The sequence below is a fragment of the Sphingomonas sp. genome, from assembly GCF_031361285.1.
In the GTDB taxonomy this organism is placed as follows: domain Bacteria; phylum Pseudomonadota; class Alphaproteobacteria; order Sphingomonadales; family Sphingomonadaceae; genus Sphingomicrobium.
The window spans coordinates 20,020-46,847 of the sequence record NZ_JANMCO010000102.1 but is presented as its reverse complement, the minus strand read 5'-3'; the positions used below and the strand labels follow the sequence as shown (position 1 = coordinate 46,847).

Sequence of the window (26,828 nt, the reverse complement as noted above, 5' to 3'; positions counted from 1 at the left end):
GAGAATGCGAAGGGCTATTACGGCCGCCGCAAGAACACCATCCGCATCGCCCGCCAGGCCGTCGAGAAGGCCGGGCAATACGCCTATCGCGACCGCAAGGTGAAGAAGCGCAGCTTCCGCGCCTTGTGGATCCAGCGGATCAACGCCGCGGTCCGCGCCGAGGGGCTGACCTATGGCCAGTTCATCCACGCGCTGAAGCTCGCCGGCATCGACCTCGACCGGAAAGTCCTGGCCGACATCGCCATGCACGAAGGCGCGGCGTTCTCGGCGATCGTCGCCCAGGCGAAGGCGGCGCTGCCCAAGGAAGCCGCCAAAGCGGCTTAAACTTCCAGGCCACGAGACAAAAAAGGGCGCCCGGAGCAATCCGCGGCGCCCTTTTCGTTGACGTATGCGTGTCTACTTTGGGTGGGAAGCGAACGTTAGCCCGAGACGTTTTCGGCGACTGTGAGCAGCACGAAACACGCCACCGTCGCCGCACAAAAACCTAAATATGCAATCAGGTAGTTTCGCCGCGACCCACCGAACGACCTTCGCCAATAGGCGAACGAAAATACGGGAGCCCACAACAGCAGGCATGAGACGACGAGAATGACCAAGGCTTCTGGGAGGTTAAGGGTTAGATGGCCCATTGTTCGAATGTGCGCCGACTCTGGAACGTCCGCAATGGGTCGAAAGCGGACAGTAGGTTAGTCGAGCAGCTCGTAGGCCGGGAGGGTTAGGAATTCCTCAAACTCTGGCGCCGTCACCATCCGGCGGAACAGCGCGGCGGCTTCCTCGATATTCGGCACGTCGGCGAGGATGTGGACTTCGGTGTCGAACAGGCGGTCGAACAATGCGCGGGTGAAACGCTGGCCGTTCGACAAGGGCGCTTCGAACCGCAGCCATTGCCACAATTGCGAGCGGCAAATTTCGGCGGTCGCGGCGTCTTCCATCAGATTGTAGAGCGGCACCGCGCCTTTGCCGCCGAGCCAGGCGGCGAGATATTGGACGCCGACGCGGATGTTCTCGCGCGCGCCGGCTTCGGTCCGGTCGCCGGTGTGCAGTTCGAGCATTTCTTCACGGCCGGGGATGCGATCGGGGAATTTCGACAGCTGGTTGGGGCCGGTCATCACCGCGAAGGCTTCGAGTGCGACCGGCACCAGTGCGGGGTGGGCGACCCAGGTGCCGTCATGGCCGTTGCCGACTTCGCGCTCTTTGTCGGCGCGGACCTTGTCGAGCGCAGCAGTATTGGCGGCCTCGTCGCCCTTAACCGGGATGAAGGCCGACATGCCGCCCATCGCGAAGGCGCGGCGGCGGTGGCAGGTGGCGATCAGGCGCAGCGAATAGGCCGCGAGGAAAGCCTTATCCATGGTCATCGCCGAGCGATCGGGGGTCAGCCGGTCGGCGCTGCGGCCGAGGCGCTTGATGTAAGAGAAGATATAATCCCAGCGACCGCAGTTGAGGCCGACGATATTGGCCCGCAAGGCATAGAGGATCTCGTCCATCTCGAACGCCGCGGGGATCGTCTCGATCAGCACCGTCGCCTTGATCGTGCCGCGTTCGATCCTGAGCTTGCTCTCGGCGAAAGCGAAGACATCGCTCCACAGCTCGGCCTCGTGGCGGCTCTCGAGCTTGGGGAGATAGAAATAGGGGCCGGAGCCGGCGCTGAGCGCGGGCTTGGCGTTGTGCCAGAGGTAGAGGCCGAAATCGAACAGCGCGCCGGCGATTGGTTGGCCATCGACCGTGGCGTGGCGCTCGTCGAGATGCCAACCGCGGGGGCGGACCATCAGTACGGCAGGATTGTTGGCGATGGCATAATGCTTGCCGCTGCCGGGGTCGGTGAAGGCGAGCCGGCCGAGCCAGCGATCGCGGAGGTTGGCCTGGCCCTGAATGAGCTCGTCCCAGACTGGCGAGGTGGCGTCCTCGAAATCGGCCATGAACACTTTGGCGCCGCTGTTCAAAGCGTTGATGATCATCTTGGCATTGGTTGGTCCGGTGATCTCGACGCGGCGATCGAGGAGGTCGGCGGGAATGGCAAGAATGGTCCATTCGGAATCGCGGATATGCTGGGTTTCGGCAAGGAAATCAGGGAGTTCACCGGCATCGAAACGCTTCTGGCGCTCGACCCGCTTTTCCAGCAGCGCGCGGCGGCGGGTGTCGAAGCGCTTGTGCAGTTCGGCGAGAAAGTCGAGCGCGTCGGGAGTCAGGACCTGTTCGGCGCCGCGAACCGAGGACGGCGCGACGGCCAGCCGCGATTGTTCGATGACGTTGTTCACCCCCGCGCTTCTTGCGTAATCATATAGCGGGTGGTCGCCAACACCCGGTCGCGGAAGGTCAGCCGCTGCCATTCGGTGCGCGCCCGCACCGCGTCGGGGAACGGGCCGGAGATTTCTTCGGTCCCGGGCACGACTTCGTCAAATTGGCAGTTGCGATATTCGCCGCCGATGACCCAGTAACGTTGTCCCATCGTCCTGCTCCTTATTCCGCCGCCACGAACTGGGCGGCTTCGGTGGATTCGGTCAGCGCCACGGTCGACGCCTGGCCAGCCGAAATGGCCGTTGCGATCGCATCGAAATAGCCGGTGCCGACCTCGCGCTGGTGGCGGGTCGCCGTGTAACCGGCGGCTTCCGACGCGAATTCGGCCTGCTGCAGCTCGGAGTAAGCCGACATGCCGTGGTCGCGGTAACCGCTGGCAAGTTCGAACATGCCATGGTTGAGGCTGTGGAAGCCGGCCAAAGTGACGAACTGGAACTTGTAACCCATCGCGCCCAATTCGCGCTGGAACTTGGCGATCGTCTCGGCATCGAGCTTGGCCGCCCAGTTGAAGCTAGGTGAGCAATTGTAAGCGAGCAGCTTGCCTGGATATTGGGCGTGGACCGCTTCGGCGAAGGCACGCGCGTCGTCGAGATCGGGGTGGCTGGTTTCCCACCACAGCAAATCGGCATGGGGCGCGAAGGCGAGGCCGCGGGCAATGCAATGGTCGAGGCCGGTGCCGTCCTTCAAGCGGAAGAAGCCCTCGGCGGTGCGCTCGCCGGTCAGGAAGGGTCGGTCGCGCTCGTCGACGTCGCTGGTGATCAGGCGGGCGCTTTCGGCATCGGTGCGGGCGACGAGCACGGTCGGCACCCCGCAAACGTCGGCGGCGAGGCGGGCGGCGTCGAGGTTGCGGATCGCGGCCTGGGTCGGGATCAAGACCTTGCCGCCCAAGTGGCCGCACTTCTTCTCAGACGCGAGCTGGTCCTCGAAGTGAACCCCGGCGACGCCCGCTTCGATATAGGCCTTCATGATTTCAAAGCAGTTCAAGGGGCCGCCGAAACCGGCCTCGGCGTCGGCGAGGATGGGCGCGAACCAATCCCGTTTCGCACCGCCCTCCAGATGCTCGATCTGGTCGGCGCGGCTCAAGGTGCGATTGATCCGCCGCGCCAGCTCGGGGCCGGTGTTAGCGGGATAGAGCGACTGGTCCGGATACATCGCCCCGGCGGTGTTGGCGTCGGCGGCGGCCTGCCAGCCCGAGAGATAGATCGCGCTGAGTCCGGCGCGGACCATCTGCATCGCCTGGTTGCCGGTGACGGCGCCCAATGCGCGCACCGGCTCATCGGCCTGGAGCAGCTCCCACAAGCGGAGCGCGCCGCGCCGCGCCAGCGTATGTTCAATCGGAAACGACCCGCGCAATCGCAGCACATCCTCGACCGTGTGGGGCCGCTCGATGGCGGCGAACCGTCCGGTGGGGGCGCTAACAATCTGGCTGAAATCGGACATCGCTGGACCCCTTGGCTGGCTCGATGCCGCAGCTAAGCCCATCCAATTTTAAAAATATGCAGCGATAAAGGCCAAGCTGTCATTTTGTGACTTGTGCACTTTGTAAATATCTTCACAATCTCGCCATGACTCAACGCAAGCTCCTGCTCGGCGCCCGGCTCAAGCGCCTCCGCCGCGACCGCGGCCTCAACCAGAGCGCGATGGCCGAGCAGCTCGGCATTTCCCCCTCTTATTTGAACCATCTTGAACGCAATCAACGCCCAGTCACCGCCGGCATATTGCTGCGGCTGGCCGAATCGTTCGACGTCGATGTGAAAACCTTCGCGTCCGAGGGCGGTGAAGTGGCCGGCGCCGACCAGCTGGCCGAAATCTTTGCCGACGGGATTTTGTCCGACCTCGGCGTCAGCCGCGCCGAACTGATCGAGCTGTCCGACAATGCACCGACGGTCGCCGAGGGGATCGCCCGGCTCTACACCGCGCTGCGCGAGCTTCACCGCCAGCCGGCCGGTGAGGAAGGCGCCGATCCGCGGGTGCTGATCACGCCCGAAACCTGGGTGCGCGATTATATCCAGGCGCAGCGCAACCATTTCCCCGAACTTGAGGAGGGCGCCGAGACGCTCGGCCAGGGCCTGAGCGATCCGCTTTCGGTGGCCGAGCCACTGCGGCGCCGGCTGAAAGAGGCTTTTGGCGTCGACGCCAAGGTGGTGCCGCCGGAAATGCTCGACGATGCCAGCCAGCATTATGATGCCCAGCGGCGCACACTCCTCCTGTCGGGATTGCTGCGGCCCGAGAACCGCACCTTCGGCCTCGCCTATCAGCTCGCCTTGCTCGAGTTTGGGTCGCTGATCGACCGTATGGTCGGCGTCGCGCGGCCGCCCGACGCCGGCAGCCGCAGCCTGCTTCACATGAGCTTCGCCAATTACGCCGCCGGCGCGATCATGATGCCGTACGGCAAGTTTCTGCGCGCCGCCGAGGAGCATCGCTATGCGATCGACCGGCTGTGCGGCCAGTTCGGCGCCAATGTCGAGCAGGTCGCGCATCGCTTCACGACGCTCGGCCGGTCGGGTGCGCGGGGCGTGCCCTTTTTCATGCTGCGGGTCGATCCGGCGGGGAACATTTCGAAACGCTACGCCGGCGAAAGCTTCCCCTTCTCGCACTTTGGCGGCACCTGCCCGAGGTGGAATTTGCACGCCGCGTTCCAGACCCCCGGCCAGACCATCCGCCAGATCATCGAGACGCCCGACGGCCAGCGCTTCTTCACCATCAGCCGGACGATCGAAAGACCGATCCGCCCTGACCTGCGCGACGACAGCCTGCTGGCGATTGGCCTGGGTTGTGACCTCAAGCACGCTGGCCGGATCGCTTATTCGGACGGGCTCGATTTGCTCAACACCCCGGCAACCCCGGTCGGGCCAGCCTGCGCGATCTGCCCGCGGATGCAATGCGCTTATCGCGCTACCCCGCCCGCCGGGCGGATGCTGGCGGTGCACGAGAACCGCAAGACGATCTCGCCTTACCCGTTCATCCCGGCCTGAGCGCTCTTTCGTCGTTGCGAGGAGCCCCCGGGGTCTGGCTTCGCCAGCCCGAGGACGGGCTACGCGACGCGGCAATCAAGATATTTCACACGAAGGCACGAAGGCACGAAGAAGCGGTCCGCCGAGCTAAACCCCTTCGTGTCCTTCGTGCCTTCGTGTGAACCCAGCTTCTGGATTGCCGCGCTGCGCTCGCAATGACGGTGGGCGTCAGGGCGCGATGGGGTCGTGCTCGAGGGCGGGGCGGACCCATTTTCCAAGGTCGGCGGCGGCGGCGTAGGTCGATTGCAGGAAGTCCGCGAGCATGCCGTCCGGATCGCTCGACGCGCGCACATCGGCGTACGGCAGAACGAACTCGCCATAGGTGTCGTCATACTGGCCGGCGGCGATTTTCGCGGCGCGGAAGCCGGCTGGCTCGGGGTAGGCGTAGCTGTAGAAGAAGGACGCGATCGGCGTGACGCCACCGGCCCAGAAACCGGCGCTCGACACTTCGTGGCTATAGGCTTCGCGGGTGATGCGGTCGGGCAGGCCGGGGACGCCGCCGGGATGTTGCGGCGCGGGCCGGCCGGAAAAGCGAGTGACGGCTAAGTCGAAGCCGCCCCACCAGAAATGTACCGGGCTCGACTTGCCAATAAAGCCGGCGCGGAAATGATCGAACACGGGGAGCATCGCCGCCAGCGCCTCACGCAGCCGGTCGGCGGAGTCGCGGTCATAGGGGCGCGGGGCGCGGTCTTCGGCGAACGGCACCGCCCCTTCGATCTCGCTCGGCATACCGTTGAAATTGGACGGCAGGCCATTGCGGGCGAGCATGGCGACCAGCCGCGCATGCAGCGCCGCGATGCTGCCGGCATTCAAAGGCAATTCGTCGCGCGATTCGTCGCTGACCCACAGCACGATCGCGTGGCGGCAGAGGTCGAGCACCAAAGTGAAGGTGCGGCCGTCGCCGGCGGCGGTGGGCAAGGTCTCGAGCCCGTTGGCCCGCGGCTGGAGCGCAACGTGCCAGCCGTGGTTGGTCCAGGGCGCGTTGGCGATGCGGATCTTGCCGAGCATCTGCGCGGCGAGGTGCAGCAAAGCGAACGTCGGCGAATCGCGCGCAACGTCCAGCTGTGGCCAGGCTTTTGCGTCCATCGTCATCCTCCATACTCGTCATTGCGAGCATCGCGAAGCAATCCAGTCCTGTGCTGCTGGATTGCCGCGTCGCTACGCTCCTCGCAATGACGGGTTTCATTTTGCGGCGCAGCGCGGCTAGAGCCGCTGGTGATGACCCGTCCCTACAACCTCCCTGCATTCAAAGAGGCTGAAGAAGCGCGCTCACTAGAGGAGCTCGAACTCGTTCGTGTGCGAGCGCTCGGAAAAAACGGTGCAATCACCGCGCTAGTAAAGACGCTTGGGCAAATGACACCGGAAGAGCGGCAATCCAAAGGCATATTTTATCAAGCGATGAAGAGCGAATTCTCTCGACTTGTCAGCGAACGCAAAGCGGCGCTCGAAGCGGCCGATCTCGACCGCCGGCTGGCGACCGAGCGGCTCGATCTGTCGCTGCCGGCTAAGGACAGTCCACAAGGCACGATCCACCCGGTCAGCCAGGTGATGGACGAGCTGGCCGAAATATTCGCCGACCTTGGCTTCGCCGTCGCCGAAGGGCCGGAGATCGAGGAGCAATGGTATAATTTCACCGCGCTCAACATGCCCGAGAACCACCCGGCGCGGGCGATGCACGACACCTTCTATTGCGAGCCGCGAGACGGGCAGGCCGAGCCCCGGGTCCTGCGCACCCACACCTCGCCGGTGCAGATCAGGGCGATGCAGGCGCAAGGCGCGCCGATCCGGATCATTGCGCCCGGCCGCGTCTATCGCTCCGACAGCGACGCGACGCACACCCCAATGTTCCACCAGATCGAGGGGCTGGTGATCGACCGCAGGATCCATTTGGGCCATCTCAAGTGGACGCTGGAGACATTCTTGAGGGCGTTCTTCGAGCGCGACGACATCACCATCCGCATGCGCCCGTCCTACTTCCCGTTCACCGAGCCGTCGGCCGAGGTCGACGTCGGTTGGTCGATGGAAAAGGGCCGCCGCGTGGTCGGCGGGAGCGAAGGCTGGATGGAAGTGCTGGGCAGCGGCATGGTCCACCCGCGGGTGATTGCCGATTGCGGGCTCGACCCCGACGAATGGCAGGGCTTCGCGTTCGGCACCGGCGTCGACCGGCTGGCGATGCTCAAATATGGCATGGACGATCTGCGCGCCTTCTTCGACGCCGATTTGCGCTGGCTCAAGCATTACGGATTTAGGGCGCTCGACGTGCCGACGCTATCGGGCGGGGTCGGGGCATGAAGTTCACTTTGTCCTGGCTCAAGGAGCATCTCGACACGTCGGCGTCGGCGGCCGAGATCGCCGACAAATTGACCGCGATCGGGCTCGAGGTGGAAAGCCTGACCAACCCGGCCGAGGCATTGGCGCCGTTCAAGGTCGCCAAGGTGCTGACCGCCGCCAAGCATCCGCAAGCCGACAAACTCCAGGTGCTGACGGTCGATGCCGGCGACGGTCCGGTTCAGGTGGTCTGCGGCGCGCCCAACGCGCGGGCCGGGATGCTCGGCGTATTCGGGCCGCCGGGCGCGACCATCCCCGGCAACGGCATGGTGTTGAAAGTGGCGGCGATCAGGGGCGTCGAATCGCACGGCATGATGTGCTCGGTCCGCGAGCTCGAGCTTGGCGACGAGCATGACGGGGTGATCGAGCTTGCCGCCGACGCGCCGGTGGGGGCGAATTTCGCCGACTTTGCCGGGCTAAACGATCCGCTGTTCGACGTGGCCGTGACCCCCAACCGGCCCGACTGTTTGGGCGTCGACGGCATCGCCCGCGACCTTGGCGCGGCGCAAATCGGCCATTTCAAGCCCAGGAGCTACGCCGTCATCGAAGGCCAGTTCGCGCCCGAGCCCAAAGTCGTCGTCGAACCGGATTCGGGTTGTTTTGTTTTCTGGCGGCGAGTGATCCGCGGGGTCAAGAACGGGCCGAGCCCGGACTGGCTACAGCAGCGCTTGCGGTCCGTCGGGCTGCGGCCGATCTCGGCGCTGGTCGACATCACCAATTTCTATTCGATCGACCAGTCGCGGCCGCTGCACGTCTACGACATCGCCAAGCTGTCCGGCGGCATTACAGCGCGTCGCGGCAAGAAGGGCGACCGTTTCCTCGCCCTCAACGGCAAGGACTATGCGCCAACGCCCGAGGATTGCGTGATCGCCGACGCCAGCGGCGCGATCGGGCTGGGCGGGATCATCGGCGGCGACAGCACCAGCGTCGACGCCGGCACCACCGACGTGCTGCTGGAATGCGCCTGGTTCGACCCGGCGCGGATTGGCGAAACCGGCCGCCGCCACGGCATCAACACCGACGCCCGGGCGCGGTTCGAGCGCGGCGTCGACCCGATGAAACTGTCGAGCGCGATCGAGAGCGCTACGCAGATGATCCTCGAATTCTGCGGCGGCGAGCCGTCGGAGCCGCGGATCAGCGGCACTTTCCCCGACGACGGCTATCCCACGGTCGATAATGTCGTGGCTTATCGCCCGCAGCGGCTGGCCGATCTCGGCGGCATCGACCTCGACCCCGAAGCGCAAGCGGCGATCCTCGCCCGGCTCGAATTCTTCCGGCTCGATCCCGATGATGCCGAGGTGTGGCTCAACGACGCGCGGCGCCAGGCGATGATCGCGCGCGCCGGACCAACGGGGGAGCATTGGTTCATCCGCGCGCCGACCTGGCGGCCCGACATCGACGGCGAGGCCGACATCGTCGAGGAAATCGCCCGCATCCACGGCTATGAGTATGTCCCATCAACGCCGCTCGACCGCGCGCCCGGGGTGGCGCGGCCGACCGCGACGCGGGCGCAGCGGATCGAGCGGCAGGTCCGCCGCACCGCCGCCGCGCGCGGGCTCGACGAAGCGGTCACCTGGAGCTTCATTTCGGACGAGGAAGCGGCGGCGTTCGGCGGCGGTGACTGGCGGCTCCAAAACCCGATCAGCGAAGAGATGAAGGTGATGCGGCCGTCGCTGCTGCCAAGCCTGATCGCGGCTGCACGCCGCAACATGGATCGCGGGCAAGCGTCGGTGCGATTGTTCGAACTCGGCCGCCGCTATCTTGCCGACGTCGAGCACCTGACCGTCGCGGTGCTGCTGGCCGGGGACAAAAGCGCGCGAGCCTGGCAAACGGGCAAGGCGCAGGGCTTCGAGGCGTTCGACGCCAAGGCCGAAGCGCTGGCCTTGCTCGAGGCGGCGGGCGTGCCGATCGCCAACCTCCAGCTGTTCCCCGACGCCGGGCCGACCTGGCACCCCGGCCGCTCGGCGACTCTGCGGCTGGGGCCGAAGACCGTGCTCGCCGCGTTCGGCGAGCTGCACCCGCGTTTGGGGCCGCTGCTCGATGCGCCAACCGGCGCGGTGGCGGCGGAAATCTATCTCGACGCGGTCCCGGTTGCGCGCGACAGCGGCCGCGCCCGGCCCGCGTTCACGCCTCCGACGCTGCAGCCAGTCACGCGCGACTTCGCCTTCCTGGTCCCGGCCGACCTTGCCGCCGACCAGCTGGTCCGCGCGATCCGCGGCGCCGACAAAGCGGCGATCGTTGCGGCGCGCCTGTTCGACCGGTTCGAAACCAAGGACGGCCTGTCGCTGGCGGTCGAGGTCACGCTCCAGCCCGGCGACAAGAGCTTCACCGAGGATGAAATTGGAGCGATCTCCAAACAAATTGTCACGGCGGCCGAAAAGCTCGGCGCCCAGTTACGGAGCTGACGTTTCCAGCGCGTTGATCGCGGCGTGGACGCGCTGCTCGATCTCTTCGCGCCGCAAACCCGCTGGAATGACCTCGCCGATTTTGAAATGGATGGTGCCGCTGCGCTTGAGCAAGCCGCGGGGGAACAGACGCCCGCTGTCGAGCGCGACCGGCACCACCGGCAGGCCAAGCGCGCGGTACAAGCCAGCGAATCCGGCGCGCAGGGGCGGCGTCGTGCCCGGCGTGACCCGGGTTCCTTCAGGGTAAATGACGACGGGGCGACCGGTGGCCTTTGCCGCTTTCGCGTCGGCCAGCATTTCACGCAGCGCCTTGGCGCCCGCCTCGCGGTCGACCGGGATGACGCCATAACGTCGCGTCAGCCGGCCAAACAACGGCAGGTCGGCCAGCTCGCGCTTCAGGACGATGATCGGGATCCGCGCGACCAGCAGCATCTCGATGGTTTCGAACATCGACTGGTGCTTGACCGCGATCAGAAAAGCGCCTGGCGGGACGGTGCCTACGATCTCGGTGCGGATCCCGAACAGGTCTTGGGCGAGCCAATGGTGAAAATGCGCCCAGCCGTAGACTACCTTTAGCATCGGCGGCGTGCCGACCGCGCCGGCGACGATGCCGGCAAGCACGAATAGCAAGGTTCCCGGGTAAAAGATCAGCGCAAACAGCAGCGAGCGAAGAAATTGCATCAGATATCCAGCCACACCGCCAGGCGGCGCAGCACATATTTGTTATATTCGCCGAACAGAGTGAGGAACCGCGGCGAGCTGCGCACCGCGTCGGGCACGATGGTATATTTTTCGCCGAGAACCTGGCGGAAATCGTAGCGCGCGCGGCGCATGTGCCAGTCGCTGGTGATCAGCCGGAACGAGCGATAATGATGCTTCGCCAGCCAGCGCGACGCTTCCTCCGCGTTGGAGCGGGTATCGACCGATTCGCTACCAAGATCGACGCAGCAATTGACCAGTTTGGCGCTGCCGCCGAGGCGGCGGATCAAATCCTTTTTGGTGACGGCGGGATCGGCGCCGGCGACCAGCAGCCGCTTAACCTGCCCGGCCTTGAGAACATCGACACCATGCTCGATACGCCCGACCCCGCCGGTGATCACCACCGCGGCCTCGGTCCGCGCCGAATCATTGGCGGCGGGCTTGCCGAGCGTGATCGCGAACAGGATGAAGCCCAGCGCATAGAGCAACGCCACCAGTGAGGTGAAGCGGACGATCATGTCGCCTGCCGCAGCGTCGACAGCACGGCGGTGCGCGCCACCCAAGTGGCCAGCACCACCAGCACTAGTGGCAACATCCCAAGCATGACGAAGTCGAAGCCGTGCAACGGCGACCGGCCCATCATGTCGCCGGCGAACGCGGTTCCTCCGCCGGCTAGCAAGAGCAGCACCAGCACCGCGGCAAGCGCGCCGGCCAGCGCCCCGGCCAGCGAGTCGAGCGCGATCTTGCGCTGGAACAGGTTGGTGACCTGAACGTCGGTGGCGCCAATGCCGTGCATTACCTCGATCGTCGAGCGGTGGGTATCGAGCGCCCCCCGCGCCGCCAGCACCACCGCCGCGGAGGTCGCCGCCGCCATCAGCGCGACCAAAGACAGGGCCAGCCATTGCAACACCCAGATCGCGCGCAACAAAGGCTCGAGCACTTCACGATGGGCGATGAAGCGCGCGCCAGGCGCGGCGGCTTCGACCCGCGCGGCAATCGCGGCGAGGTTGGCGTTGGCGGCAATATCCAGGGTGATCAGCGCCGGCACCGGCAATTGGTCGTCGACACCCGCCGGACCGAGCCAGTTTTCCAGCGTCTTGCGCATTTCCGCTTCGGGCACCGGATCGGCCTTGATGACGCCAGGCGCGGACCGGGCGGCGGCGAGCGCGCGCGGCAGGCGGTCGCTGCCGGCCGGAATTTGCACCGCGTACCGGTTCTCGATCCCTTGCATGACCAACCCGGCGGCGTTGGACAAGGCCAGTCCCGCCGCCGCCACCGTCATCATGGCAAAGGTCATGATCGCGATCACGAATGGGGTCGGCCCGCGGAAACGCCCGCCGGGGAGCAAGCGACGCTCGGCGGGGGAGGCGAACAGCCAGCCGAGCATCAGCCTCGCCCCTCTGAGGCCGGATGGATTGGCGGCGGCGGATTGCGCAGCGAGCCGGTCGGATCGACCATCGAGCCATGCTCGAGCCGGACCATCTGCGCCCCAGGGGTCGCGGCGATCAGCCCGACATCGTGAGTCGCAACCACCACCGTGGTGCCGAGACGGTTGAGGGCGACGAACAGGTTCATCAGCCGCGAGGCCATTTCCGCGTCGACGTTGCCGGTCGGTTCATCGGCGACGAGGATTTCGGGCTGGCTGATCACCGCGCGCGCGATCGCCACCCGTTGCTGTTCGCCGCCCGACAGCGTCGCCGGCCGCGCGCTGGCCCGGTCGGCGAGGCCCACCCAGGCCAACATTTCGCGCACCGGGCCTTCGACCTCGACCTCGCTTTTGCCGGCGATCCGGAGCGGGAGCGCGATATTATCGAACGCCGACAAATGCCGGATCAGGCGGAAATCCTGGAACACGACCCCGATCCGGCGGCGGAAACCGGGCAGCACGTCGCGCGGCGCATCGGTCAGTTCCTCGCCAAACAAGCGAATGCGCCCGCGGGTCGGCCGCTGCGCCAGATAGAGCAGTTTCAACAGTGACGTCTTGCCGGCACCCGACGGTCCGGTGAGAAAATAGAAGACGCCGCGGCCGAGGCGGAAATCGAGATCGCGCAGCACTTCGGCGCCGGTGCCGTAGCGCAGCCCAACACTATCGAATTCGACTATGGCCGACAGCGCCCGTTCCCTTCCCGCTCACTCGCGGCTTGTCGCACAGCGTTCGCTGCCTTGCCAATGCCCGCGCATTCCTGTTTACCGGGCCGGATTACAGGGCGTTAGTCGTCCGAATAAGGGCTATTGCCGATGATCCTCACCTGCCCATCCTGCGGCACCCAATATGTGGTGAAGGACGGGGCGATCCCGCCACACGGTCGCCAGGTCCGCTGCGCGTCGTGCAAGCACAGCTGGCACCAGGACGCGGAACCGCCGGCCTTTGTGGAAGATGGCGAGGAGTCGCTCGCCGAAGCGCTGCAGATCGATCCAAGCAGCGGCCCCGAAGCCGAAGAACGTGCGTATGAAGAAGCGGCGCTGGCCGCCGAAATCGCCGGCGAGGCTGGAGAGGCTGGCGAGGCGCCCGCCGGATATGCGCCGATTTCGCCGCCGGACTTTGGCGATGAATTCGCGGCCACCGAGGAGCCGGAGGGAACGATCCGGGAGTCCGAGACCATCCCCGTCGAGTCGGAACTGGATGCCATCGCTCGAGAGGCGCAGGCCAATGGTGGCGAGCCGACGCCGGCGGTGGAACAACCGACCGAGGACGATGAATTCAGCCCGTTCGTGCTGCGCGAGCCCGATGAGCCGGAGTCACGCGGGCCGTTGTTCAAGATCCTGCTGGCGGCCTTGTTGATTGCCGCGGTGGCAGCGGCATTCTGGTTCCTGGCGCCGGCATCGTGGAAAGAGCGAGTCGGGATCGCCGATGCAGGCGAGACGCCGCTACAGCTGATGATGACCCACAGCGACCGCCAGAAATTGGCCAGTGGCAATGAATTGCTCGCCGTCAGTGGTCGCGTCATCAACCCGACCGACGAGAATCAGAACGTCCCGCCAATCCAGGCGCAATTGCGCAACCAGAAGGGCAAATTGGTCTATAGCTGGACGATCGCTCCGCCGGCGCGGATCCTGCCGCCGGGCGCCAGCGCGACGTTCAACAGCGCCGAGGTCAATGTCCCGGCCGGCGGCGACGAGCTGACCATCACCTTGGGCGATGCCAAGACCTGAGGCCTATTCGAATTCGACCAGCTTGACCGTTTGCACCGAGCCATCCGCCGCCCGAATGAGGGTTTCGCGCAGCTTTTTGGGGTGATCCCGGGCGATGTCGGAGAATCGTAGCGACGCGCTGGCGAGGATGGTCACTGTCGCTTGCGCCTGACGCCCGGGGGAAACCGGCGTCGGCGCTTGCGGCACTAGGGTTGCGGCAAGCGCGGCTAGAGCGACAATGACCATCCCGATGGCGTAACGCACCAGGGGCGATATGGTAAATGGGGTCTTAACCATGCGTCCCGAAGCGGGACGATCGGAGGCAGGGCAGGCGCCATTGCCTGCCCCCATGCCCTTTGCTAGACGCCGCGCCTCTCCAGTGGGTGGGTGTCCCATCCTGGCTTTTCATGACGTGCGGTCGTGGCGGAACTGGTAGACGCGCAGCGTTGAGGTCGCTGTGGCCGAAAGGCCGTGGAAGTTCGAGTCTTCTCGACCGCACCAGCCCCACAAAGTCTCGTTTATGCGAGGCATTATCAATCGGCCAACGACACGCCGTAAAGTCGTGCCAGACAACTAAGCCATGGGTGGCCATTCCCGCGCGACGACGTTTATTCGCGCGACGCGATCCTGGGGGGCGGCTCGACATGGATCGAGCCCAGCCGAACGATCGATTTTGCCGCGCTGACCGAGACGGTGACGTTGAGGTCGCGCGCCAGGTGCGCCGCAGCGGCGGAATCGCTGGACAAGCGGATGCGATAGTCGCCGTAGGGCACGCGTTCGAACAGGAAGAAACCGTCGAAGTCGGACTGGGCCGTGGCCATCACCTTGCCCGAAGCATCGACCAGCTCAAGCCCGAGGCCTTCGAAGCCGAGCCCGCCGCTTTTGACGATCGCGCCTTCGATATCACCACCGCCGACGAGGCCGATTTCGACCGAGGCTGGAACCCCGGGCCGCGGGACCACCACTTGCAGCGCTGTTCGCGGAACCAGCATCGGATCCGCAAGGCTGCTCTCATCAATGCCGACGGTCACCGGAGTGAAGGTGGCGAGGCCGCCGACCAACACCGAGCCTGTGGCATCCGTGGCTTTTTCCGACAGGCGGCGGCCGGTGGTGACCAAAGCGCCCTTTTCGAACGGCTCCGACGGGTCGTGGATGCCATTATCGTTGAGGTCGCGGTAAACCTGCGCGTTGACGGCGCCGGCGGCGGCCAGTGGCTGGCGCGACAATTTGAACCCGCCGCCCGGATCGAGCGAGAAGTTGAGGTTGAAGCCGACCGCCAGCGAGCCATCGGTGGCCGCTTCGCCGGTGACGGCGATGGCCATCGAATTCAACCGGCGGATATGCGTAATCCGGGCGTTGCCGCGATGGGCCGCCGCGTCATAGACTAGGCCGCCTTCCCAATCGACGGTGTCCGACGCCGACCAATAGGCCGACAGCTCCGCCGTGCGGAACCGCGCCTGGGGGGCGACATCAAAGCTGCTCGATCCGCGCAAACGGACACTGCCGACGCGGCCGGTGCCGATCAGAGCCACATTGAATTCGCCAGGCGGCGACGGTCCAGAGTGGAGATATTGTTTGCGGTAGCGCAAGTCGGTGGCGAGATTGAAGCGGTCAAGGTTGGCCGACAGCCGCGCCGCCGCCTCCAGCTGCTTGGTGCCGTCAAGCCGGTCGGTCAGGTGCAGATCGGCGTGCGCGGGCAGCACCGTGCGCCCCAGTCGAATCGGGGCATCGAGCGCCACGCGATAGTCGCGCAAGCTTGACGCGCGGCTTCCCTGCAAATGAAAATCATTCGCAGCAACGATCTCCGCGCTGACGTTGACGCTGCCAAATTTGGCCAAAAGCTGGGCCCGCGCGGCCTTTCCGCCCGAAGTTTCGCCAGCCACCCCGACTTCGATCATCGCCTGGCCGATTGAGCGCCGCACGGTGCCTTCGACAAAAGTCAGCCGCTGGTCGTCGATCAGCATCATGCGCGCCATCGCCCCGACCGAGGTGCGCTGGTCGAGACCATGTTCAATGGCAATGGCGGCTTGGGCTTTCGGCAGGCCGGTGCCATCGGGCGGGTGCTCGAAAGATATCAAATCGCGACCCGGTTGGTTGGCGCCGGCCCAATACCAGGTCTTGCCGGCCGGCACATTGTCCTGGCCGACGTTGATCATTTCCTCGCGGTTCCGGATCTGACCCTGGGGACCGTAAAGGACGATAGTAATTCGGTTCTCGCCGTAGAGAAGCTGAACGTCTTCAAAGTGATAGCGTTGATCGGAAGTCGGCTTGGCAAAGGCCAAAAGCTCGTCGTTGCGATAGATTTCCGCGTCCCAGCCAATGGGCAGGTCGCCCTCGAAGCGGGTGCGGTCAAACGCCGTCGGGGCGAACAACGGGCGATTGGTGACCACCACGCCGCGGCCGCTGGTCGACGACCCGGTCAACCGGCTGTCGAGCCCGGCGACATCGCCAAAGCCGAAATGCGTGGCCTTGAGCGGCCCAAGCAGCCCGCCTTCGGGGTCGGAGCGGTAAGCGCGCAGGCGCAAAGCGTTGGGAATGCCCTTCTGGGTCGTCGACAACTGCGCGTCATAAGACAGATGGGCGATCTCACCGGCGGCATAGACCGCGGTATGGCGATCCACCTTAACGCCGTCATGGGCGCGATAGGTAACGCCGCCGCTGACCACGAAGTCGAGCGCCGGCGCGCGCCACATGCGATAGGGCAGGCGCACCTGCGGCAACGTCGACAGGTCGAATTTGGCCGGTTTGATCTGGGCGGCGCGCAACTGGCGTTCGACCGCCAGCTCGACCGGCAATTTTGCCGCGGATTCGAGGAACACCGCCGAGCCCGAGGTCATCGGCTTGACGCCGATCCCGAACCAGCGGGCCAAGGCCGCGGTCTCGACGCACCAGCCCTGCGGCGTTTCGCGCACCGTCCCGGCGGCGATCGGTTCACTGGTGCCGCGATAGGTCGCGACCTGGGCGGCGAGGTCGATGGCGATGCGATTCTGCTCCTTGAACGCCCAGCCACTGGCCTTTTTGGACGTCAGGTCGATCTTCATCGGTACATCGAGCGTGCTCAAGAAGTCGCCGAAGACGATGCAGGTGCCTTCGGGCGTGGCGTAGGCGCGCACGCCATCGCCGAGCCGCAGCTGGCGGATGTGCACTTCGAGTAGGAACTGGTCGTCGGGATCGGCGGTCCAGCCGCTGGCCGCGGGTATCGACGTCGAGGCGCCGACCGCCGCCGTGCAGCCGAGCGCCGCCAGCGTCGCCAGCCGGCTCAGCCATTTGGCGCCGGGGAGCATATTATTAGCTCTCGAACCCCCGCCCGCCCTTAGCGCAACACCGCCTGGATTTCGGCGATCATATGCGAGCCATCGTCGTAGGTTTCGACATACTGGACCGTCACCGGGCCGCTCAATGCGCCCTTGAATGCCTCATCGACCGGGATCGACACCTTCCGGCTCGCCACTTCCTTATAAACGGCGACGGCTTTCTGGATGGCGATCGGGTTCTTGACCCCGGCCTTGAGCACGCGGACTTCGCCGAATGTCGAGCGGTCGCCCGACCGGCTGAGGTCGAGCGCCACCGCTGGCTTGCCGTCCCTGGTTTCGAGATGGACATTGGCGATCCCCGCCTGTGCCTGGAGATTGCCAAAGCGGACGATGACCGGGATGGTGACACCATAGATTGGGGTCAGGGCGAAGCTGACGCCCTTGGGGGCCGCGGCAAGTTGCGTGGCCGACACCGGCCGAGAGGGCGGTATCGCCCGGAACAGCAGATGGACTCGATATTCGCCATCCGGCAGCCCTTGCGGCGCCCGGGCCGACACCCGCACCGATTGCGGCTGGTGCGGTGCCAGCGTCACCCGGCGCGGCGCAAAGACGATCATGTCTTCGGCGAGCTTATCCTCGGCGGTCGGCTCGGCGACATCGGCCAGGCCACCGTCCGCCGTCATCCGGCGGAATTCGACCGAAATGCGGTAAGTGGCGGGCTCATCGCCAATATTGTTGAGAATGACCTCGGCGCCCTTGCGGCCGTCGAGCACCAGGCGGGTCGGCGCGACGAGCAAGTCGCCGATGCCGGCGCGGGCGGGCATGGCAACAGTCAAAAGAGACGCGGCAAGCGCAGTCGCGGCCAGCGTCGGCTTCGCAGAAAACATCATCGTGGCGATCCCCGGTTTTGCTCCGAAGTGGAGCGACCGCCTCGTCTTGCCTCCGGAATGGTTATTATTCGGTCAACCATAACGATTGAAATTCATCTGCCCCTCTGCCGTAAGTGCGCAACGAAAAGGGGCCGCCGTTGCCGGCGACCCCTCCATTTGGCCCACTTTGATGAGCGTTGACCCGATAAGATCAATAATCGACGGTCACGTTGAAGGTGCCCGAATAGACGCCGTCACCGGTCGTCGACGCGACCGTGATCGAACCGCCGAGGTTGAAGTCGTTGCCCGGCGCACCCGAGTTGGTGAGCAGGACCGATCCTGGGCTGCTGACGGTCATCAACAGCGTATCCAGGGGATTGTTGGCGTTGGTCAAAGTGACGTTGGGCGCGGTGATGGTCACCAGCTGGTTGTTGGTGCCGCGAACGTTGTAGCGCGCCGCCTGCACGGCACCCGAGCAGGTGACGTTGACGTTGGCGCAGCTAAGGACGCCCGCTTGCGAAACGCCGACAACCGCACCGCCCCACGCACCAGCGCCGGACAGCAGGATCGTGCCGAGATCGAGATTTTGCACCCAGGTCAGGGTCAGCGGCTTGACGATCTTGGCGGTCGCAGTCGCGTTCTGGTTGGGCGAAGTCGGAGCAGCGAACGCCGGCGTGGCGGTCAGTGCAAGGGCGGCAACGGCCGCAACGGTACGAAGAAGTTTCATATGTTTAATCCCCACTGGTCGAAATGTCAGCGGCTGTCCCGAGCGGTGGGTCATCCGTGGAGCCGTCATTAACCGCGTGCGCTTACGGCTTTGCTCAAGAAAATGGTTAACGGTCCGTTGGGGATTGGTCCTAACTGGGGCCTATCGTCCCGAGAGGCGGCTAGAGATACTCGACCGTAATGGGCACATCACCGCGATACTCGCCCTCGGCATCGCCGGAAATGTGCAAGCGGCCGCCGAATCGGAACGCCAGGGTACCAGCCGAATCGAGTTTGGCGCCGGCCGGCAGGTCGCTGACGATGTCTTCGATGGTGATTCGCGCGCCGCTGAGCGAATAGAGTTCGATCCGCGTCGGCAGCTCAACCCGCACCGCGCGGCCGGCTTCACCATGAACCAGGGCGCTGCCGACCATCGCCCGGCCGCTCATGTCGCCAATCATGCCGCTGACGCTGCGCTGGCCGTTGGGCAGCAGAGTCGCCGAACCTTCGCCGTCGCCAAGCATGATCAGGCGGTCGAAATCGAGGCTGGCCTCGATCTCCAGGCTGACCGGGCCGTCGCCCGACGGATCCTCCCGCGTCGTGGTCGGCGTATCGCACAGCCGGCATTGCGCCCCGGCCGGCGCGGCCAGGGTGGACATCCCCGCGGCGAGCGCAAGGACCGGCAAGAGGAGCAGTTTTCGCCTCATTGACCGTCACCCTATTGGGGACAGGCTAAAACAGGGTTAATCCCCGGCTAACCCAATTCCGACGATAGGTGGGCAATGATCACTTTATGGCTCAACCGGGGCATCAAATCCGCCGCTTTATCGTTTGCCAAAGATGACAGTGGCAAGACCGACAGCCCAGCATAGCTATTGTCGCCCGGTGTTCGGCTACCTATCCGCAACTTGATGCCGCCCATTCCCACTGCCCCCCGCCGGCCGTTCGTCACCGCGGCCAAGGTTCTGGCCTATACCGGCTTGGTCACGCTCCTGGCGCTGATCGTCGCGGTCGCGGTGGCGGTGGCGTCGCTGCCAAGTTACGGCGACCTGTCGAAGCGGGCCGATCTCGGCCAGATGATCCGTGTCCGATCCAGCAATGGCACTGTGTTGGTGTCGCTGGGGCCAAGCTTCGGCCAGTGGCTGCGCTACGACCAGATCCCGCCGCAGATGCGAGCGGCGATGATCGCTGTCGAGGACAAGCGCTTCCGCAACCACATCGGCGTCGATCCAATCGGCGTCGCCCGCTCGATCAAGGTGCGCTTCGACACCGGGCGATGGAGCCAGGGCGGCTCGACCATCACCCAGCAGCTGGCACGCAACATCTTCCTCACCAATAGCCGCACCTTCGGTCGCAAGGTCAAGGAAGCCATCCTGGCACTCGCGATCGAGCGCAAGTTCAGCAAGGACCAGATCCTCGAACTCTATTTGAACCGGGTCTATTTCGGCGGCGGCGCTTACGGCATCGACGCCGCGTCCCGGCGCTTCTTCGGCCACAGCGCGGATTCCTTGTCGCTGGGCGAGGCGGCGATCATCGCCGGACTGGTCAAGGCGCCATCGAATTATTCGCCGACCGCCGACGCCGAAGCGGCGCGGCAGCGTTCCGGCGTGGTGCTGCAATCGATGGTCCAGAACGGCTTTGTCAGCGCCGCCGCCGCCGCCTCGGTCGATCCAGCCACCATCCGGTTACAACCGACCAGCAAGCAGAACAGCGTTCGCTATTTCACCGACTGGGCGCTGCCCCAGCTCGAAACCCTGATCGACGAGAGCAGCGAGCCAATCGACGTCTGGACGACGCTCGACACCAACATGCAGGCGGCGGCCGACCAGGCGATCGCCGCCAACGCCCCGGCCGGCGCGCAAGGGGCTTTGGTCGCACTCGATCGCGACGGCGCCGTGCGAGCGATGGTCGGCGGCCGCGATTATGTCGATTCGCTCTACAACCGCGCCACTCAGGCCGAGCGGCAGCCGGGCTCGGCGTTCAAGCTGTTCGTTTATTTGTCGGCGCTCGAATCGGGCATGAAGCCGACCGACACAATCGTCGACGAGCCGATCACGATCGACGGTTGGAGCCCGCGCAATTCGACCCGCACCAACGTCGGGCCGGTCACCTTGCGCGAAGCGTTCTCGCGCTCGATCAACACGGTTAGCGCCAAGATCGGCGCGCAACTGGGTTTCGCCACCATCGCCGATATGGCGCGGCGCTTCGGCATCAGCGGCAAGATTTCGACGTTCCCGTCGATGGTCTTGGGCACCAGCGATGTCCGGCTGGTCGACATGACCCGGGCGTTCGCGTCGGTCGCCAACCATGGCGTCGCGGTTTCGCCTTACGCGATCCGCAAGGTCGTGACCGCCGACGGTCGGCAACTCTATCAGCATGAGGCGACCGAGGAGCGGGTGCTGGTGGCGCCCTGGGTCGCGGCGGAGATGACCGACCTGCTGCAGTCCGCGGTGCTGACTGGCACCGGCCGCGCGGCGCAGATTGGCCGTCCGGTGGCCGGCAAAACGGGCACGACAAGCTCCAACAAGGACGGCTGGTTCATCGGCTTTTCGAGCGGCATTACGGCCGGCGTGTGGATGGGCCGCGACGACGCCCGCCCGATTGCGGGTTTGCAGGGCGGTACGGCGCCGGCCCGGGCGTTCCACGACTTCATGATCAGTGCCGTCGCGCGACGACCCGTTGAACAGTTCGAAACCGAGGTTCCGGTGCCCGACTGGCAACTCGAGCCCGACGAAGAAACCTGGGGCTTGCCGCCGGTGGAAAATGGCGTTGCGCCACTGGTCGATGCCGACGGCAATCCATTACCAGGCGATGCCGGGACCGGTCAGCCGCTTGGCCAGCCAGGCCAGCCCGGCGCCATTCGTCCCGACGGTACCGGCGTCGAAGGGCAGTGGCCCGAGGAAATCCTGAAACGCGGCAGCGAACGTGCCCCGCGGCAACCACCGCCACAGACGGCGCCGCTGGTAACGCGCTCACCGCCACCGCGGCAGCCAGAGCTGCGTTCAGCCCCCGCGCCCGATCCGCTTCAGCCGCGGCCCGACGGCGCGCAATAGGGTCCGCGCCGTATCCACGTCACCTTCGAATAGCTCGGCGAACAAGCGCTTCTCCAGTTTCCGGAATGCGGGCCCGTGATCGAGATGGACGAGGTGGGCAACTTCGTGGGCGACGACGTAGCGGCGCGCCGGCGGCGGCGCGAGAATCAGTCGCCAACTATAGCGGATGCGCCGCTCGGCCGAACAGCTGCCCCACCGGGCGTTGGCGTCGCCGACGGTAACGGAACGGGGCGATACGCCGGCCGCAGCGGCGACCGCGGCCGTTTCACATGACAGCGTGTCAATCGCGAGCCGCGTGAGGAAGGTTTCGACGCGCCGCGGGACCATGCTTTCGGGGCCGCCGCAACGCAGCGCCCCGTCGGCCAAGCCAGGGATCCGGGATTCGCCTGCTGTCCATATGAGCCGGGTCTCCCGCCCGTCGATTGGTATTGTTGCGCCGGGCGCAAACGGTTCGCCCGGCAGCACGTCGGCGATCTGGGCGTCGACCCAGTCGCGTTGCTCGACCGCCCAGGCCATTGCGTTGCGGCGACTGGTGCGAATTGGGCAGGTCAGCTTGAGGACGCCGCGACGCTCGTCGAACCGTAGCCGCAACCGCCGCGCGCCGCGCACCGGGTGGATTTCCACCGGCACCGGTAGCTCGGGATGGACGACGAGCTCCTTAGAGCGCGCGCTCGACGACATGAAATTCAAGATTGTCCCCCGCGTCGACTTCGCTGACGGTCCAGCCGCGGGTCGACTGGCCCGCTTCGTGAACGCTCTCGCGGCTGCCCGAAATCAGATAATGCCACGCCCGCAGCGGCTCGCCATTGGCGCGCAGCCGGTAGGCGCAGGTTTCCGGAAGCCAATCGAGCGACCCGATTGTCTTGCGATCGAGCACGACGCAATCGGCAACGAGCCCCTTGCGATGCTTATAATCGGTGCAGCGGCCGTGCTTCCGGTCGAGCAATTTGCAGGCCACGTTGGTCGGATACAGAATGCCGGTTTCCTCGTCCTCGAGCTTGTGCAAGCAGCATCGGCCGCACCCGTCGCACAAGGCTTCCCACTGACCGCGGTCCAACGACGCCAATGGCTGTTCCCAAAAAGGCGCCTGATTCGAGGATGGATGGGCATCGTTCATGACAAGCTTATCAGTGGTCTGCTATCGGGCGGCGATCAAGTCGGGGCGAAAGAGTGTGATGACGGGTAAGCAAGCGTTTCTGGCGATGGTGATTGCGATAGGTTTCTCGGCAACGCCAGTTGGGGCTCAGGTCAATCAAGGCTTCGACGGCGACAAGTTCGTCGCCGCGGTGCGCGCTCGCGATAGCGGCAAGGCGCTGGAGCTGTTGGAAAGCCGCCCGACCATCGTCAATGCCCGCGATGGGCTGGGTGATACCGGGCTGATCGTCGCGATCACTGAGCGCGATCCGGACTGGACCGGCTATTTGCTCAACCACGACGCTGATGCCAACCTCCCGGCGCGCAATGGCGACACGCCACTGATCACCGCGGCCCGGGTCGGTTTCGAAGACGCCGCCCATTGGTTGATTTCGCGGGGCGCGAAAGTCGACGCGGCCAATCGCATGGGCGAAACCGCGCTGATTCTCGCCGTCCAACAGCACCAAATTCCTCTCGTCAAGTTGCTGCTCGGTTTGGGAGCCAACCCGGACAAGACCGATTCCGCGCAAGGATATTCGGCGCGCGATTATGCCAAGCGGAATAGTCGCGGCGGTGAAATGCTAAAGCTGATCGAGGCCAAGAAACCGAAGCCAGCAGCCGCGGCCCGCTAGCTTCCATCCCCAAGCGTCGGATCGATTTGCGCCGACAAGCGCCGCGCCGCGCGGCGGGCAAAACGCAGCAACTCCGCTTTACGGCGAGCCGGCGCCAACGGCCGGTGCAAAGCGTCCCGCATGATCGCGGCATCGTAACGGTCGGCGACGATCAGGCCCGCGGCTCCCGGAAGATAGCGCTCCTGCTCGAGGATCGCGGCCAAATACGGTGGCACCGCCCAGAAGAAGTGATCGCAATATTCAAGATAGTCGGTCCATTTGGCATCGTTGACCAAATCGGCTTTGGCGACCTTGATCTCGACGATGGTGAGACCGCCCTTGGCATCGATCGCCATCATGTCGGCCCGTCGCCCATTGGGCAGCGGCACTTCGCAGATGGCGAACAGATCGCGCCGGCAGAATAGCCGGGTGACTCCGCGGGCGACATCGCCAGCAATCGGCGACGCCTCGGCGAAGCAAGGGGAATCAACGACGACTTCCATCGCCGCTGATTAGAACATAAGGGGAATGAACGAAAGCCGCCCTAGCGGTAGAAGATGTGATTGCCGATCGAAGCGACGCGCGTCAGTTTCCAGCCCGGGGAAACCCGGCGAGCATGAAAGAACAATGCCCGGGGTGCCGCCGAGGCCTTCAGGTCGCGGTCGACGATCTGGGCAATCGCGACGGCGGTCTGCCATTGGCGGCTGGCCCGGGGCACCGCCGGCAGCGCATGGCCGCGAACGAACGAAAACTGGCCGCGCTGGAATAGGACGCCACAATAGGATGGCGGGAAGCGACCCTTGGAATTGGCCCGGTTGGCGATCACGTCACCGACCGCGAGCTGGCCGGACAATGGTTCGCTCTTGGATTCGAAATAGATTCCGACCGCCAGGCAATTGAGCTCATGGCTTCCGGCTTCGGACGCGCGCAGTTGCGCGACCATCGACGCCAAGTCGCCCGTCGGCTTGGCCGGCAAGGGGACCAGTTCGTCGGATTGGGAATCAGCGGTATCGACCGTTTGAGCTGGCCGGGCCGGGTCCACCGACAGAATCTGCGGCACGACCGTCTGGGGCAGCACGGCGCTGTTCAGCGGAATCATCATCGGTTCGGACGCCGGGCCGACCTGGGCCGGCGCAACCGAACTCCCGCTAAGCGCGGCAATCACCAGCAGCGCTGTACGTAACGAAGGCAACATGCATACCGTATTTTATGCGGTTAACCGCCCCACTGGTAAGCCGCTACTGGCGGACAATCCGCTCCTGGCTACCTGGGAAGTTCCCCGTCTCGCGCGCCATATTTCGCCGAGGATTCGGCCAAAATATGCTCCCCGCTCTCCGTTCAGAAACCCGCTTGTCCGGGGCCGGAACGATGCGGTCAACCCAAAGCGGTCGTTTCAGCGATGAATCGTTCCGCGTCCGCGACGTCCAGTTCAATTGTCCACAAATCCGCGTCGAAACGAGTGCGTTTCGCGAGGAATTCGCGGATTTCATCGGAACCAGATGATTCTGGCGGCCCAACGCTTTGCCACAGATAGGCCCCGTCCAGGGTCAGCGTGCGCTCGAGACAGCCGGCATGGCGACCCCGGCTGCTGATCACCAGCAAGAGCGCGCCGCGGTCCTGATCGCCTTTCTTGATGATGGTCGCGAAGTCACCGTTGGCGGCCACGCGCCGGATCAAACCCGCCGCTTCAACCGCCGACGGCAATCGCTCATTGCTCATGGCTTGGCGCGATAACCGGCGAGTCCGCTCAACGCGATGTGCGACCGAAGGAAGGTGCCGGTGCCGCGCGCGCACTCCTCGCCCTCGGCATCGATGATCCGCGCTTCGGCGACCAGCACACGCCGTTTGCCACTAATCCAGCGACCTTCCGCGATCGCTTCGCCGCCGCGCATCGGCTTGGTGAAGTGGAGGTTGAACGCGGTGGTCAACAGGAAGCGGTCGCTGATGAGGCTGTTGGCGGCATAAAAAGCCGCGTCGTCGAGCATCTTGAAATAGATCGTGCCATGCGCCGCATTGGCCGCATGAAAGCTGGTTTCGTCGACGGCAAAACTGATCTCCGACCGCCCAGGGCCGGTGATGGTCAGCGCCGACCGATATTGGCGATTGATCGGAGCCGAGCGGTACAGTGCTTCCAGACTGCGGAAGTGCGCGTCCTCGCCGGTTGCAGCTTTAGGCGACTTCGCGCTCATCAGCCCCCAGCAATACCGCTGCCAGCGCATCGCGGCTGCGCGCCCCACGCATCTTCTCGAGCGTCGGCGCATAACGGGTCACGCGGCTGATTGCGGCCAGCGCTTTCAAATGCTCGGCGCCCGCTTCGGGGGGCGACAGCAGCAGGAAGACGAGATCGACCGGGACCTTGTCGAGCGCCTTGAAATCGACCGGTTCGCCCAACCGCACAAACAGGCCATAAATCCGCGTCAGTCCCTGGATCTTGCCGTGGGGCAAGGCGACGCCTTGGCCAAACCCGGTCGAGCCTAGGCGCTCGCGTTCGGCGAGGCTCGCCAGGATGGCGGCGGAGTCCAGCCCCAGCCGTTGCCCGGCCAAATGGGCGAGCTGTTGCAGGAGCGAGCGTTTGCTGCCGCCGGGGAAAGCGGATTTGATCGCATCGAAATCGAGGAACTCGGAAAGCTGCATGGCTGCACTCTACAAAGGAAACGCACTTTAAGAACGGTCAGTGCATCGCACGCCGGCCGCAATTGGAAATGGGGGTCAGACCTCGTGCGGCTCAACCCAGCCGATGTTTCCATCCTCTCGTCGGTAAATCATGTTGAAGGCGCCCGACGCCGAGTTTTTGAACATCAGCGCATTGGTGTTGCGAAGGTCCATCAGCATCACCGCGTCGGATACGCTGGCTTCCGGAATGTCGGCCCGGGTTTCGGCAATGATCGCCGGGTTGGTCGAAACTTCGTCATCGTCCTGTGGCGCCGCCAGAACCGTGTAGCCGGCATTCTCGACATAGGGCTGTTCGCCGTCGGCCTTATGTTCGCGCAGCCGCTTCACGTAGCGGCGAAGCTGCGTTTCGATGCGGTCGGCGGCGCCGTTAAACGCCAGCTGAGCCTCGGCCCCGCGGTTCGATGCCTTGAGCACGACACCTTGGGCGACGGGCGCGACAATGTCGCAGGTGAAGTCATTGTGCGGCCCGCGGCCGAACGTCACATTGGCGGCAATCGCCCGCGAGAAATATTTCTCGGTCATTTCTTCCATGCGGCCGATCGCATGCTCGCGCAGCGATTCGCCGGTGTCGACCTGGTGACCTGCGACCCGAACGTCCACTTGGACTGGCTCCTCTCGATGGTTGGGCGGCGCGGCTTAGTACCCGCGCCGAACTT

Annotated in this window: 28 protein-coding genes and 1 tRNA gene; 8 read left to right on the top strand and 21 right to left on the bottom strand. The window is 65.1% G+C overall.

The window, feature by feature from the left end; genetic code table 11:
* Window positions 1-324 (top strand): 50S ribosomal protein L20 (gene rplT / locus RMO25_RS09475; RefSeq protein ID WP_309662357.1); only part of this gene is annotated, 324 nt, incomplete at its 5' end.
* Between the two features lie 362 nt (window positions 325-686).
* Here the strand turns inward: rplT and aceB are convergent.
* The 3 genes from aceB to aceA are packed head-to-tail and all read right to left on the bottom strand — an operon-like array spanning window position 687 to window position 3,735.
* Entirely contained in the window at window positions 687-2,255 is a 1,569-nt protein-coding gene (aceB, locus tag RMO25_RS09470) for a malate synthase A (protein WP_309662356.1), read from the bottom strand.
* Window positions 2,252-2,446 carry a hypothetical protein gene (locus tag RMO25_RS09465; RefSeq protein ID WP_309662355.1) on the bottom strand — a complete coding sequence of 65 codons (195 nt, stop codon included), beginning with the start codon at window positions 2,444-2,446 and terminating at the stop codon, window positions 2,252-2,254. Before RMO25_RS09465 ends, aceB begins: the two co-directional genes overlap by 4 nt.
* An 11-nt stretch (window positions 2,447-2,457) precedes the next feature.
* A complete protein-coding gene (gene aceA, locus RMO25_RS09460; protein ID WP_309662354.1) occupies window positions 2,458-3,735 on the bottom strand; it encodes an isocitrate lyase in 1,278 nt (425 codons plus the stop codon).
* A 125-nt stretch (window positions 3,736-3,860) separates the two neighbouring features.
* Here aceA and RMO25_RS09455 point away from each other — a divergent pair, with 125 nt between their 5' ends.
* Window positions 3,861-5,270 carry a short-chain fatty acyl-CoA regulator family protein gene (locus RMO25_RS09455; protein WP_309662353.1) on the top strand — a complete coding sequence of 470 codons (1,410 nt, stop codon included), beginning with the start codon at window positions 3,861-3,863 and terminating at the stop codon, window positions 5,268-5,270.
* Window positions 5,271-5,477: 207 nt separating this feature from the next.
* Here RMO25_RS09455 and RMO25_RS09450 read toward each other — a convergent pair whose 3' ends face one another.
* Window positions 5,478-6,401: a DUF5996 family protein gene (locus RMO25_RS09450; protein WP_309662352.1), complete on the bottom strand. Its 924-nt coding sequence runs from the start codon at window positions 6,399-6,401 to the stop codon at window positions 5,478-5,480.
* Between the two features lie 126 nt (window positions 6,402-6,527).
* Here RMO25_RS09450 and pheS point away from each other — a divergent pair, with 126 nt between their 5' ends.
* Window positions 6,528-7,601 (top strand): phenylalanine--tRNA ligase subunit alpha, encoded by a 1,074-nt coding sequence (gene pheS, locus RMO25_RS09445; protein WP_309662351.1) that lies wholly within the window; start codon window positions 6,528-6,530, stop codon window positions 7,599-7,601.
* Window positions 7,598-10,042, top strand: a complete 2,445-nt coding sequence (ytpR, locus tag RMO25_RS09440) for a YtpR family tRNA-binding protein (protein WP_309662350.1) — start codon at window positions 7,598-7,600, stop codon at window positions 10,040-10,042. The genes pheS and ytpR overlap by 4 nt, the downstream gene beginning before the upstream one ends.
* Here ytpR and RMO25_RS09435 read toward each other — a convergent pair.
* The 4 genes from RMO25_RS09435 to ftsE are packed head-to-tail and all read right to left on the bottom strand — an operon-like array spanning window position 10,031 to window position 12,853.
* Window positions 10,031-10,723 carry a lysophospholipid acyltransferase family protein gene (locus RMO25_RS09435; protein WP_309662349.1) on the bottom strand — a complete coding sequence of 231 codons (693 nt, stop codon included), beginning with the start codon at window positions 10,721-10,723 and terminating at the stop codon, window positions 10,031-10,033. The genes ytpR and RMO25_RS09435 overlap by 12 nt on opposite strands.
* Window positions 10,723-11,259 (bottom strand): YdcF family protein, encoded by a 537-nt coding sequence (locus RMO25_RS09430; protein ID WP_309662348.1) that lies wholly within the window; start codon window positions 11,257-11,259, stop codon window positions 10,723-10,725. The genes RMO25_RS09435 and RMO25_RS09430 overlap by 1 nt, the downstream gene beginning before the upstream one ends.
* The gene (locus tag RMO25_RS09425; RefSeq protein WP_309662347.1) at window positions 11,256-12,128 is read right to left on the bottom strand and encodes a hypothetical protein; all 873 of its coding nucleotides are present in this window, start codon (window positions 12,126-12,128) and stop codon (window positions 11,256-11,258) included. Before RMO25_RS09425 ends, RMO25_RS09430 begins: the two co-directional genes overlap by 4 nt.
* Window positions 12,128-12,853, bottom strand: coding sequence for a cell division ATP-binding protein FtsE (gene ftsE, locus RMO25_RS09420; protein ID WP_309662359.1), 726 nt, complete (start codon window positions 12,851-12,853; stop codon window positions 12,128-12,130). The genes RMO25_RS09425 and ftsE overlap by 1 nt, the downstream gene beginning before the upstream one ends.
* Before the next feature lie 126 nt (window positions 12,854-12,979).
* On the opposite strand from ftsE, the gene RMO25_RS09415 reads away from it, so the two are divergent.
* A complete protein-coding gene (locus RMO25_RS09415; RefSeq protein ID WP_309662346.1) occupies window positions 12,980-13,894 on the top strand; it encodes a zinc-ribbon domain-containing protein in 915 nt (304 codons plus the stop codon).
* A 3-nt stretch (window positions 13,895-13,897) separates the two neighbouring features.
* Here the strand turns inward: RMO25_RS09415 and RMO25_RS09410 are convergent, their stop codons facing one another.
* Window positions 13,898-14,170: a hypothetical protein gene (locus RMO25_RS09410; RefSeq protein WP_309662345.1), complete on the bottom strand. Its 273-nt coding sequence runs from the start codon at window positions 14,168-14,170 to the stop codon at window positions 13,898-13,900.
* 117 nt (window positions 14,171-14,287) lie between these two features.
* Here RMO25_RS09410 and RMO25_RS09405 point away from each other — a divergent pair.
* Window positions 14,288-14,374, top strand: a tRNA-Leu gene (locus tag RMO25_RS09405).
* 107 nt (window positions 14,375-14,481) lie between these two features.
* Here the strand turns inward: RMO25_RS09405 and RMO25_RS09400 are convergent.
* From RMO25_RS09400 to RMO25_RS09385, 4 genes are all read right to left on the bottom strand, one after another.
* Entirely contained in the window at window positions 14,482-17,157 is a 2,676-nt protein-coding gene (locus RMO25_RS09400) for a carboxypeptidase regulatory-like domain-containing protein (protein ID WP_309662344.1), read from the bottom strand.
* Window positions 17,158-17,186: 29 nt separating this feature from the next.
* Window positions 17,187-18,017 carry a molecular chaperone gene (locus tag RMO25_RS09395; RefSeq protein WP_309662343.1) on the bottom strand — a complete coding sequence of 277 codons (831 nt, stop codon included), beginning with the start codon at window positions 18,015-18,017 and terminating at the stop codon, window positions 17,187-17,189.
* Between the two features lie 190 nt (window positions 18,018-18,207).
* The gene (locus RMO25_RS09390; protein ID WP_309662342.1) at window positions 18,208-18,723 is read right to left on the bottom strand and encodes a DUF4402 domain-containing protein; all 516 of its coding nucleotides are present in this window, start codon (window positions 18,721-18,723) and stop codon (window positions 18,208-18,210) included.
* 160 nt (window positions 18,724-18,883) lie between these two features.
* The gene (locus RMO25_RS09385; protein WP_309662341.1) at window positions 18,884-19,360 is read right to left on the bottom strand and encodes a DUF4402 domain-containing protein; all 477 of its coding nucleotides are present in this window, start codon (window positions 19,358-19,360) and stop codon (window positions 18,884-18,886) included.
* A gap of 252 nt (window positions 19,361-19,612) precedes the next feature.
* Here RMO25_RS09385 and RMO25_RS09380 point away from each other — a divergent pair, with 252 nt between their 5' ends.
* On the top strand, window positions 19,613-21,754 hold the full coding sequence (locus tag RMO25_RS09380) for a PBP1A family penicillin-binding protein (RefSeq protein ID WP_309662340.1): 2,142 nt from the start codon (window positions 19,613-19,615) through the stop codon (window positions 21,752-21,754).
* Here RMO25_RS09380 and RMO25_RS09375 read toward each other — a convergent pair.
* On the bottom strand, window positions 21,704-22,435 hold the full coding sequence (locus RMO25_RS09375) for a YgjP-like metallopeptidase domain-containing protein (protein ID WP_309662339.1): 732 nt from the start codon (window positions 22,433-22,435) through the stop codon (window positions 21,704-21,706). The genes RMO25_RS09380 and RMO25_RS09375 overlap by 51 nt on opposite strands.
* Window positions 22,413-22,871, bottom strand: a complete 459-nt coding sequence (locus RMO25_RS09370) for a YcgN family cysteine cluster protein (protein WP_309662338.1) — start codon at window positions 22,869-22,871, stop codon at window positions 22,413-22,415. The genes RMO25_RS09375 and RMO25_RS09370 overlap by 23 nt, the downstream gene beginning before the upstream one ends.
* Here RMO25_RS09370 and RMO25_RS09365 point away from each other — a divergent pair.
* Complete coding sequence (locus tag RMO25_RS09365; RefSeq protein WP_309662337.1) at window positions 22,870-23,520, top strand: ankyrin repeat domain-containing protein; 651 nt, start codon at window positions 22,870-22,872, stop codon at window positions 23,518-23,520. The two genes, RMO25_RS09370 and RMO25_RS09365, sit on opposite strands and share 2 nt — an antisense overlap.
* Here the strand turns inward: RMO25_RS09365 and RMO25_RS09360 are convergent.
* The 6 genes from RMO25_RS09360 to hpf form a co-directional block, all read right to left on the bottom strand.
* Complete coding sequence (locus RMO25_RS09360) at window positions 23,517-24,002, bottom strand: MmcB family DNA repair protein (protein WP_309662336.1); 486 nt, start codon at window positions 24,000-24,002, stop codon at window positions 23,517-23,519. The two genes, RMO25_RS09365 and RMO25_RS09360, sit on opposite strands and share 4 nt — an antisense overlap.
* Before the next feature lie 41 nt (window positions 24,003-24,043).
* A complete protein-coding gene (locus RMO25_RS09355; protein WP_309662335.1) occupies window positions 24,044-24,601 on the bottom strand; it encodes a cell wall hydrolase in 558 nt (185 codons plus the stop codon).
* A gap of 272 nt (window positions 24,602-24,873) precedes the next feature.
* A complete protein-coding gene (locus RMO25_RS09350) occupies window positions 24,874-25,218 on the bottom strand; it encodes a DUF1491 family protein (protein WP_309662334.1) in 345 nt (114 codons plus the stop codon).
* Window positions 25,215-25,688, bottom strand: coding sequence for a PaaI family thioesterase (locus tag RMO25_RS09345; protein WP_309662333.1), 474 nt, complete (start codon window positions 25,686-25,688; stop codon window positions 25,215-25,217). Before RMO25_RS09345 ends, RMO25_RS09350 begins: the two co-directional genes overlap by 4 nt.
* A complete protein-coding gene (locus RMO25_RS09340) occupies window positions 25,669-26,133 on the bottom strand; it encodes a PTS sugar transporter subunit IIA (RefSeq protein ID WP_309662332.1) in 465 nt (154 codons plus the stop codon). The genes RMO25_RS09345 and RMO25_RS09340 overlap by 20 nt, the downstream gene beginning before the upstream one ends.
* 75 nt (window positions 26,134-26,208) lie before the next feature.
* Entirely contained in the window at window positions 26,209-26,772 is a 564-nt protein-coding gene (gene hpf / locus RMO25_RS09335) for a ribosome hibernation-promoting factor, HPF/YfiA family (protein ID WP_309662331.1), read from the bottom strand.
* Between the last annotated feature and the right edge of the window lie 56 nt (window positions 26,773-26,828).

What these genes read in the sequence shown, in the direction of transcription:
- RMO25_RS09465 (WP_309662355.1), bottom strand. Translation starts at nt 2,446, where the DNA reads ATGGGACAACGTTACTGGGTCATCGGCGGCGAATATCGCAACTGCCAA.
- aceA (WP_309662354.1), bottom strand. Translation starts at nt 3,735, where the DNA reads ATGTCCGATTTCAGCCAGATTGTTAGCGCCCCCACCGGACGGTTCGCC.
- RMO25_RS09455 (WP_309662353.1), top strand. Translation starts at nt 3,861, where the DNA reads ATGACTCAACGCAAGCTCCTGCTCGGCGCCCGGCTCAAGCGCCTCCGC.
- RMO25_RS09450 (WP_309662352.1), bottom strand. Translation starts at nt 6,401, where the DNA reads ATGACGATGGACGCAAAAGCCTGGCCACAGCTGGACGTTGCGCGCGAT.
- pheS (WP_309662351.1), top strand. Translation starts at nt 6,528, where the DNA reads ATGACCCGTCCCTACAACCTCCCTGCATTCAAAGAGGCTGAAGAAGCG.
- ytpR (WP_309662350.1), top strand. Translation starts at nt 7,598, where the DNA reads ATGAAGTTCACTTTGTCCTGGCTCAAGGAGCATCTCGACACGTCGGCG.
- RMO25_RS09435 (WP_309662349.1), bottom strand. Translation starts at nt 10,723, where the DNA reads ATGCAATTTCTTCGCTCGCTGCTGTTTGCGCTGATCTTTTACCCGGGA.
- RMO25_RS09430 (WP_309662348.1), bottom strand. Translation starts at nt 11,259, where the DNA reads ATGATCGTCCGCTTCACCTCACTGGTGGCGTTGCTCTATGCGCTGGGC.
- RMO25_RS09425 (WP_309662347.1), bottom strand. Translation starts at nt 12,128, where the DNA reads ATGCTCGGCTGGCTGTTCGCCTCCCCCGCCGAGCGTCGCTTGCTCCCC.
- RMO25_RS09415 (WP_309662346.1), top strand. Translation starts at nt 12,980, where the DNA reads ATGATCCTCACCTGCCCATCCTGCGGCACCCAATATGTGGTGAAGGAC.
- RMO25_RS09410 (WP_309662345.1), bottom strand. Translation starts at nt 14,170, where the DNA reads ATGGTTAAGACCCCATTTACCATATCGCCCCTGGTGCGTTACGCCATC.
- RMO25_RS09400 (WP_309662344.1), bottom strand. Translation starts at nt 17,157, where the DNA reads ATGCTCCCCGGCGCCAAATGGCTGAGCCGGCTGGCGACGCTGGCGGCG.
- RMO25_RS09395 (WP_309662343.1), bottom strand. Translation starts at nt 18,017, where the DNA reads ATGATGTTTTCTGCGAAGCCGACGCTGGCCGCGACTGCGCTTGCCGCG.
- RMO25_RS09390 (WP_309662342.1), bottom strand. Translation starts at nt 18,723, where the DNA reads ATGAAACTTCTTCGTACCGTTGCGGCCGTTGCCGCCCTTGCACTGACC.
- RMO25_RS09385 (WP_309662341.1), bottom strand. Translation starts at nt 19,360, where the DNA reads ATGTCCACCCTGGCCGCGCCGGCCGGGGCGCAATGCCGGCTGTGCGAT.
- RMO25_RS09380 (WP_309662340.1), top strand. Translation starts at nt 19,613, where the DNA reads ATGCCGCCCATTCCCACTGCCCCCCGCCGGCCGTTCGTCACCGCGGCC.
- RMO25_RS09375 (WP_309662339.1), bottom strand. Translation starts at nt 22,435, where the DNA reads ATGTCGTCGAGCGCGCGCTCTAAGGAGCTCGTCGTCCATCCCGAGCTA.
- RMO25_RS09365 (WP_309662337.1), top strand. Translation starts at nt 22,870, where the DNA reads ATGACAAGCTTATCAGTGGTCTGCTATCGGGCGGCGATCAAGTCGGGG.
- RMO25_RS09370 (WP_309662338.1), bottom strand. Translation starts at nt 22,871, where the DNA reads ATGAACGATGCCCATCCATCCTCGAATCAGGCGCCTTTTTGGGAACAG.
- RMO25_RS09360 (WP_309662336.1), bottom strand. Translation starts at nt 24,002, where the DNA reads ATGGAAGTCGTCGTTGATTCCCCTTGCTTCGCCGAGGCGTCGCCGATT.
- RMO25_RS09355 (WP_309662335.1), bottom strand. Translation starts at nt 24,601, where the DNA reads ATGATGATTCCGCTGAACAGCGCCGTGCTGCCCCAGACGGTCGTGCCG.
- RMO25_RS09350 (WP_309662334.1), bottom strand. Translation starts at nt 25,218, where the DNA reads ATGAGCAATGAGCGATTGCCGTCGGCGGTTGAAGCGGCGGGTTTGATC.
- RMO25_RS09345 (WP_309662333.1), bottom strand. Translation starts at nt 25,688, where the DNA reads ATGAGCGCGAAGTCGCCTAAAGCTGCAACCGGCGAGGACGCGCACTTC.
- RMO25_RS09340 (WP_309662332.1), bottom strand. Translation starts at nt 26,133, where the DNA reads ATGCAGCTTTCCGAGTTCCTCGATTTCGATGCGATCAAATCCGCTTTC.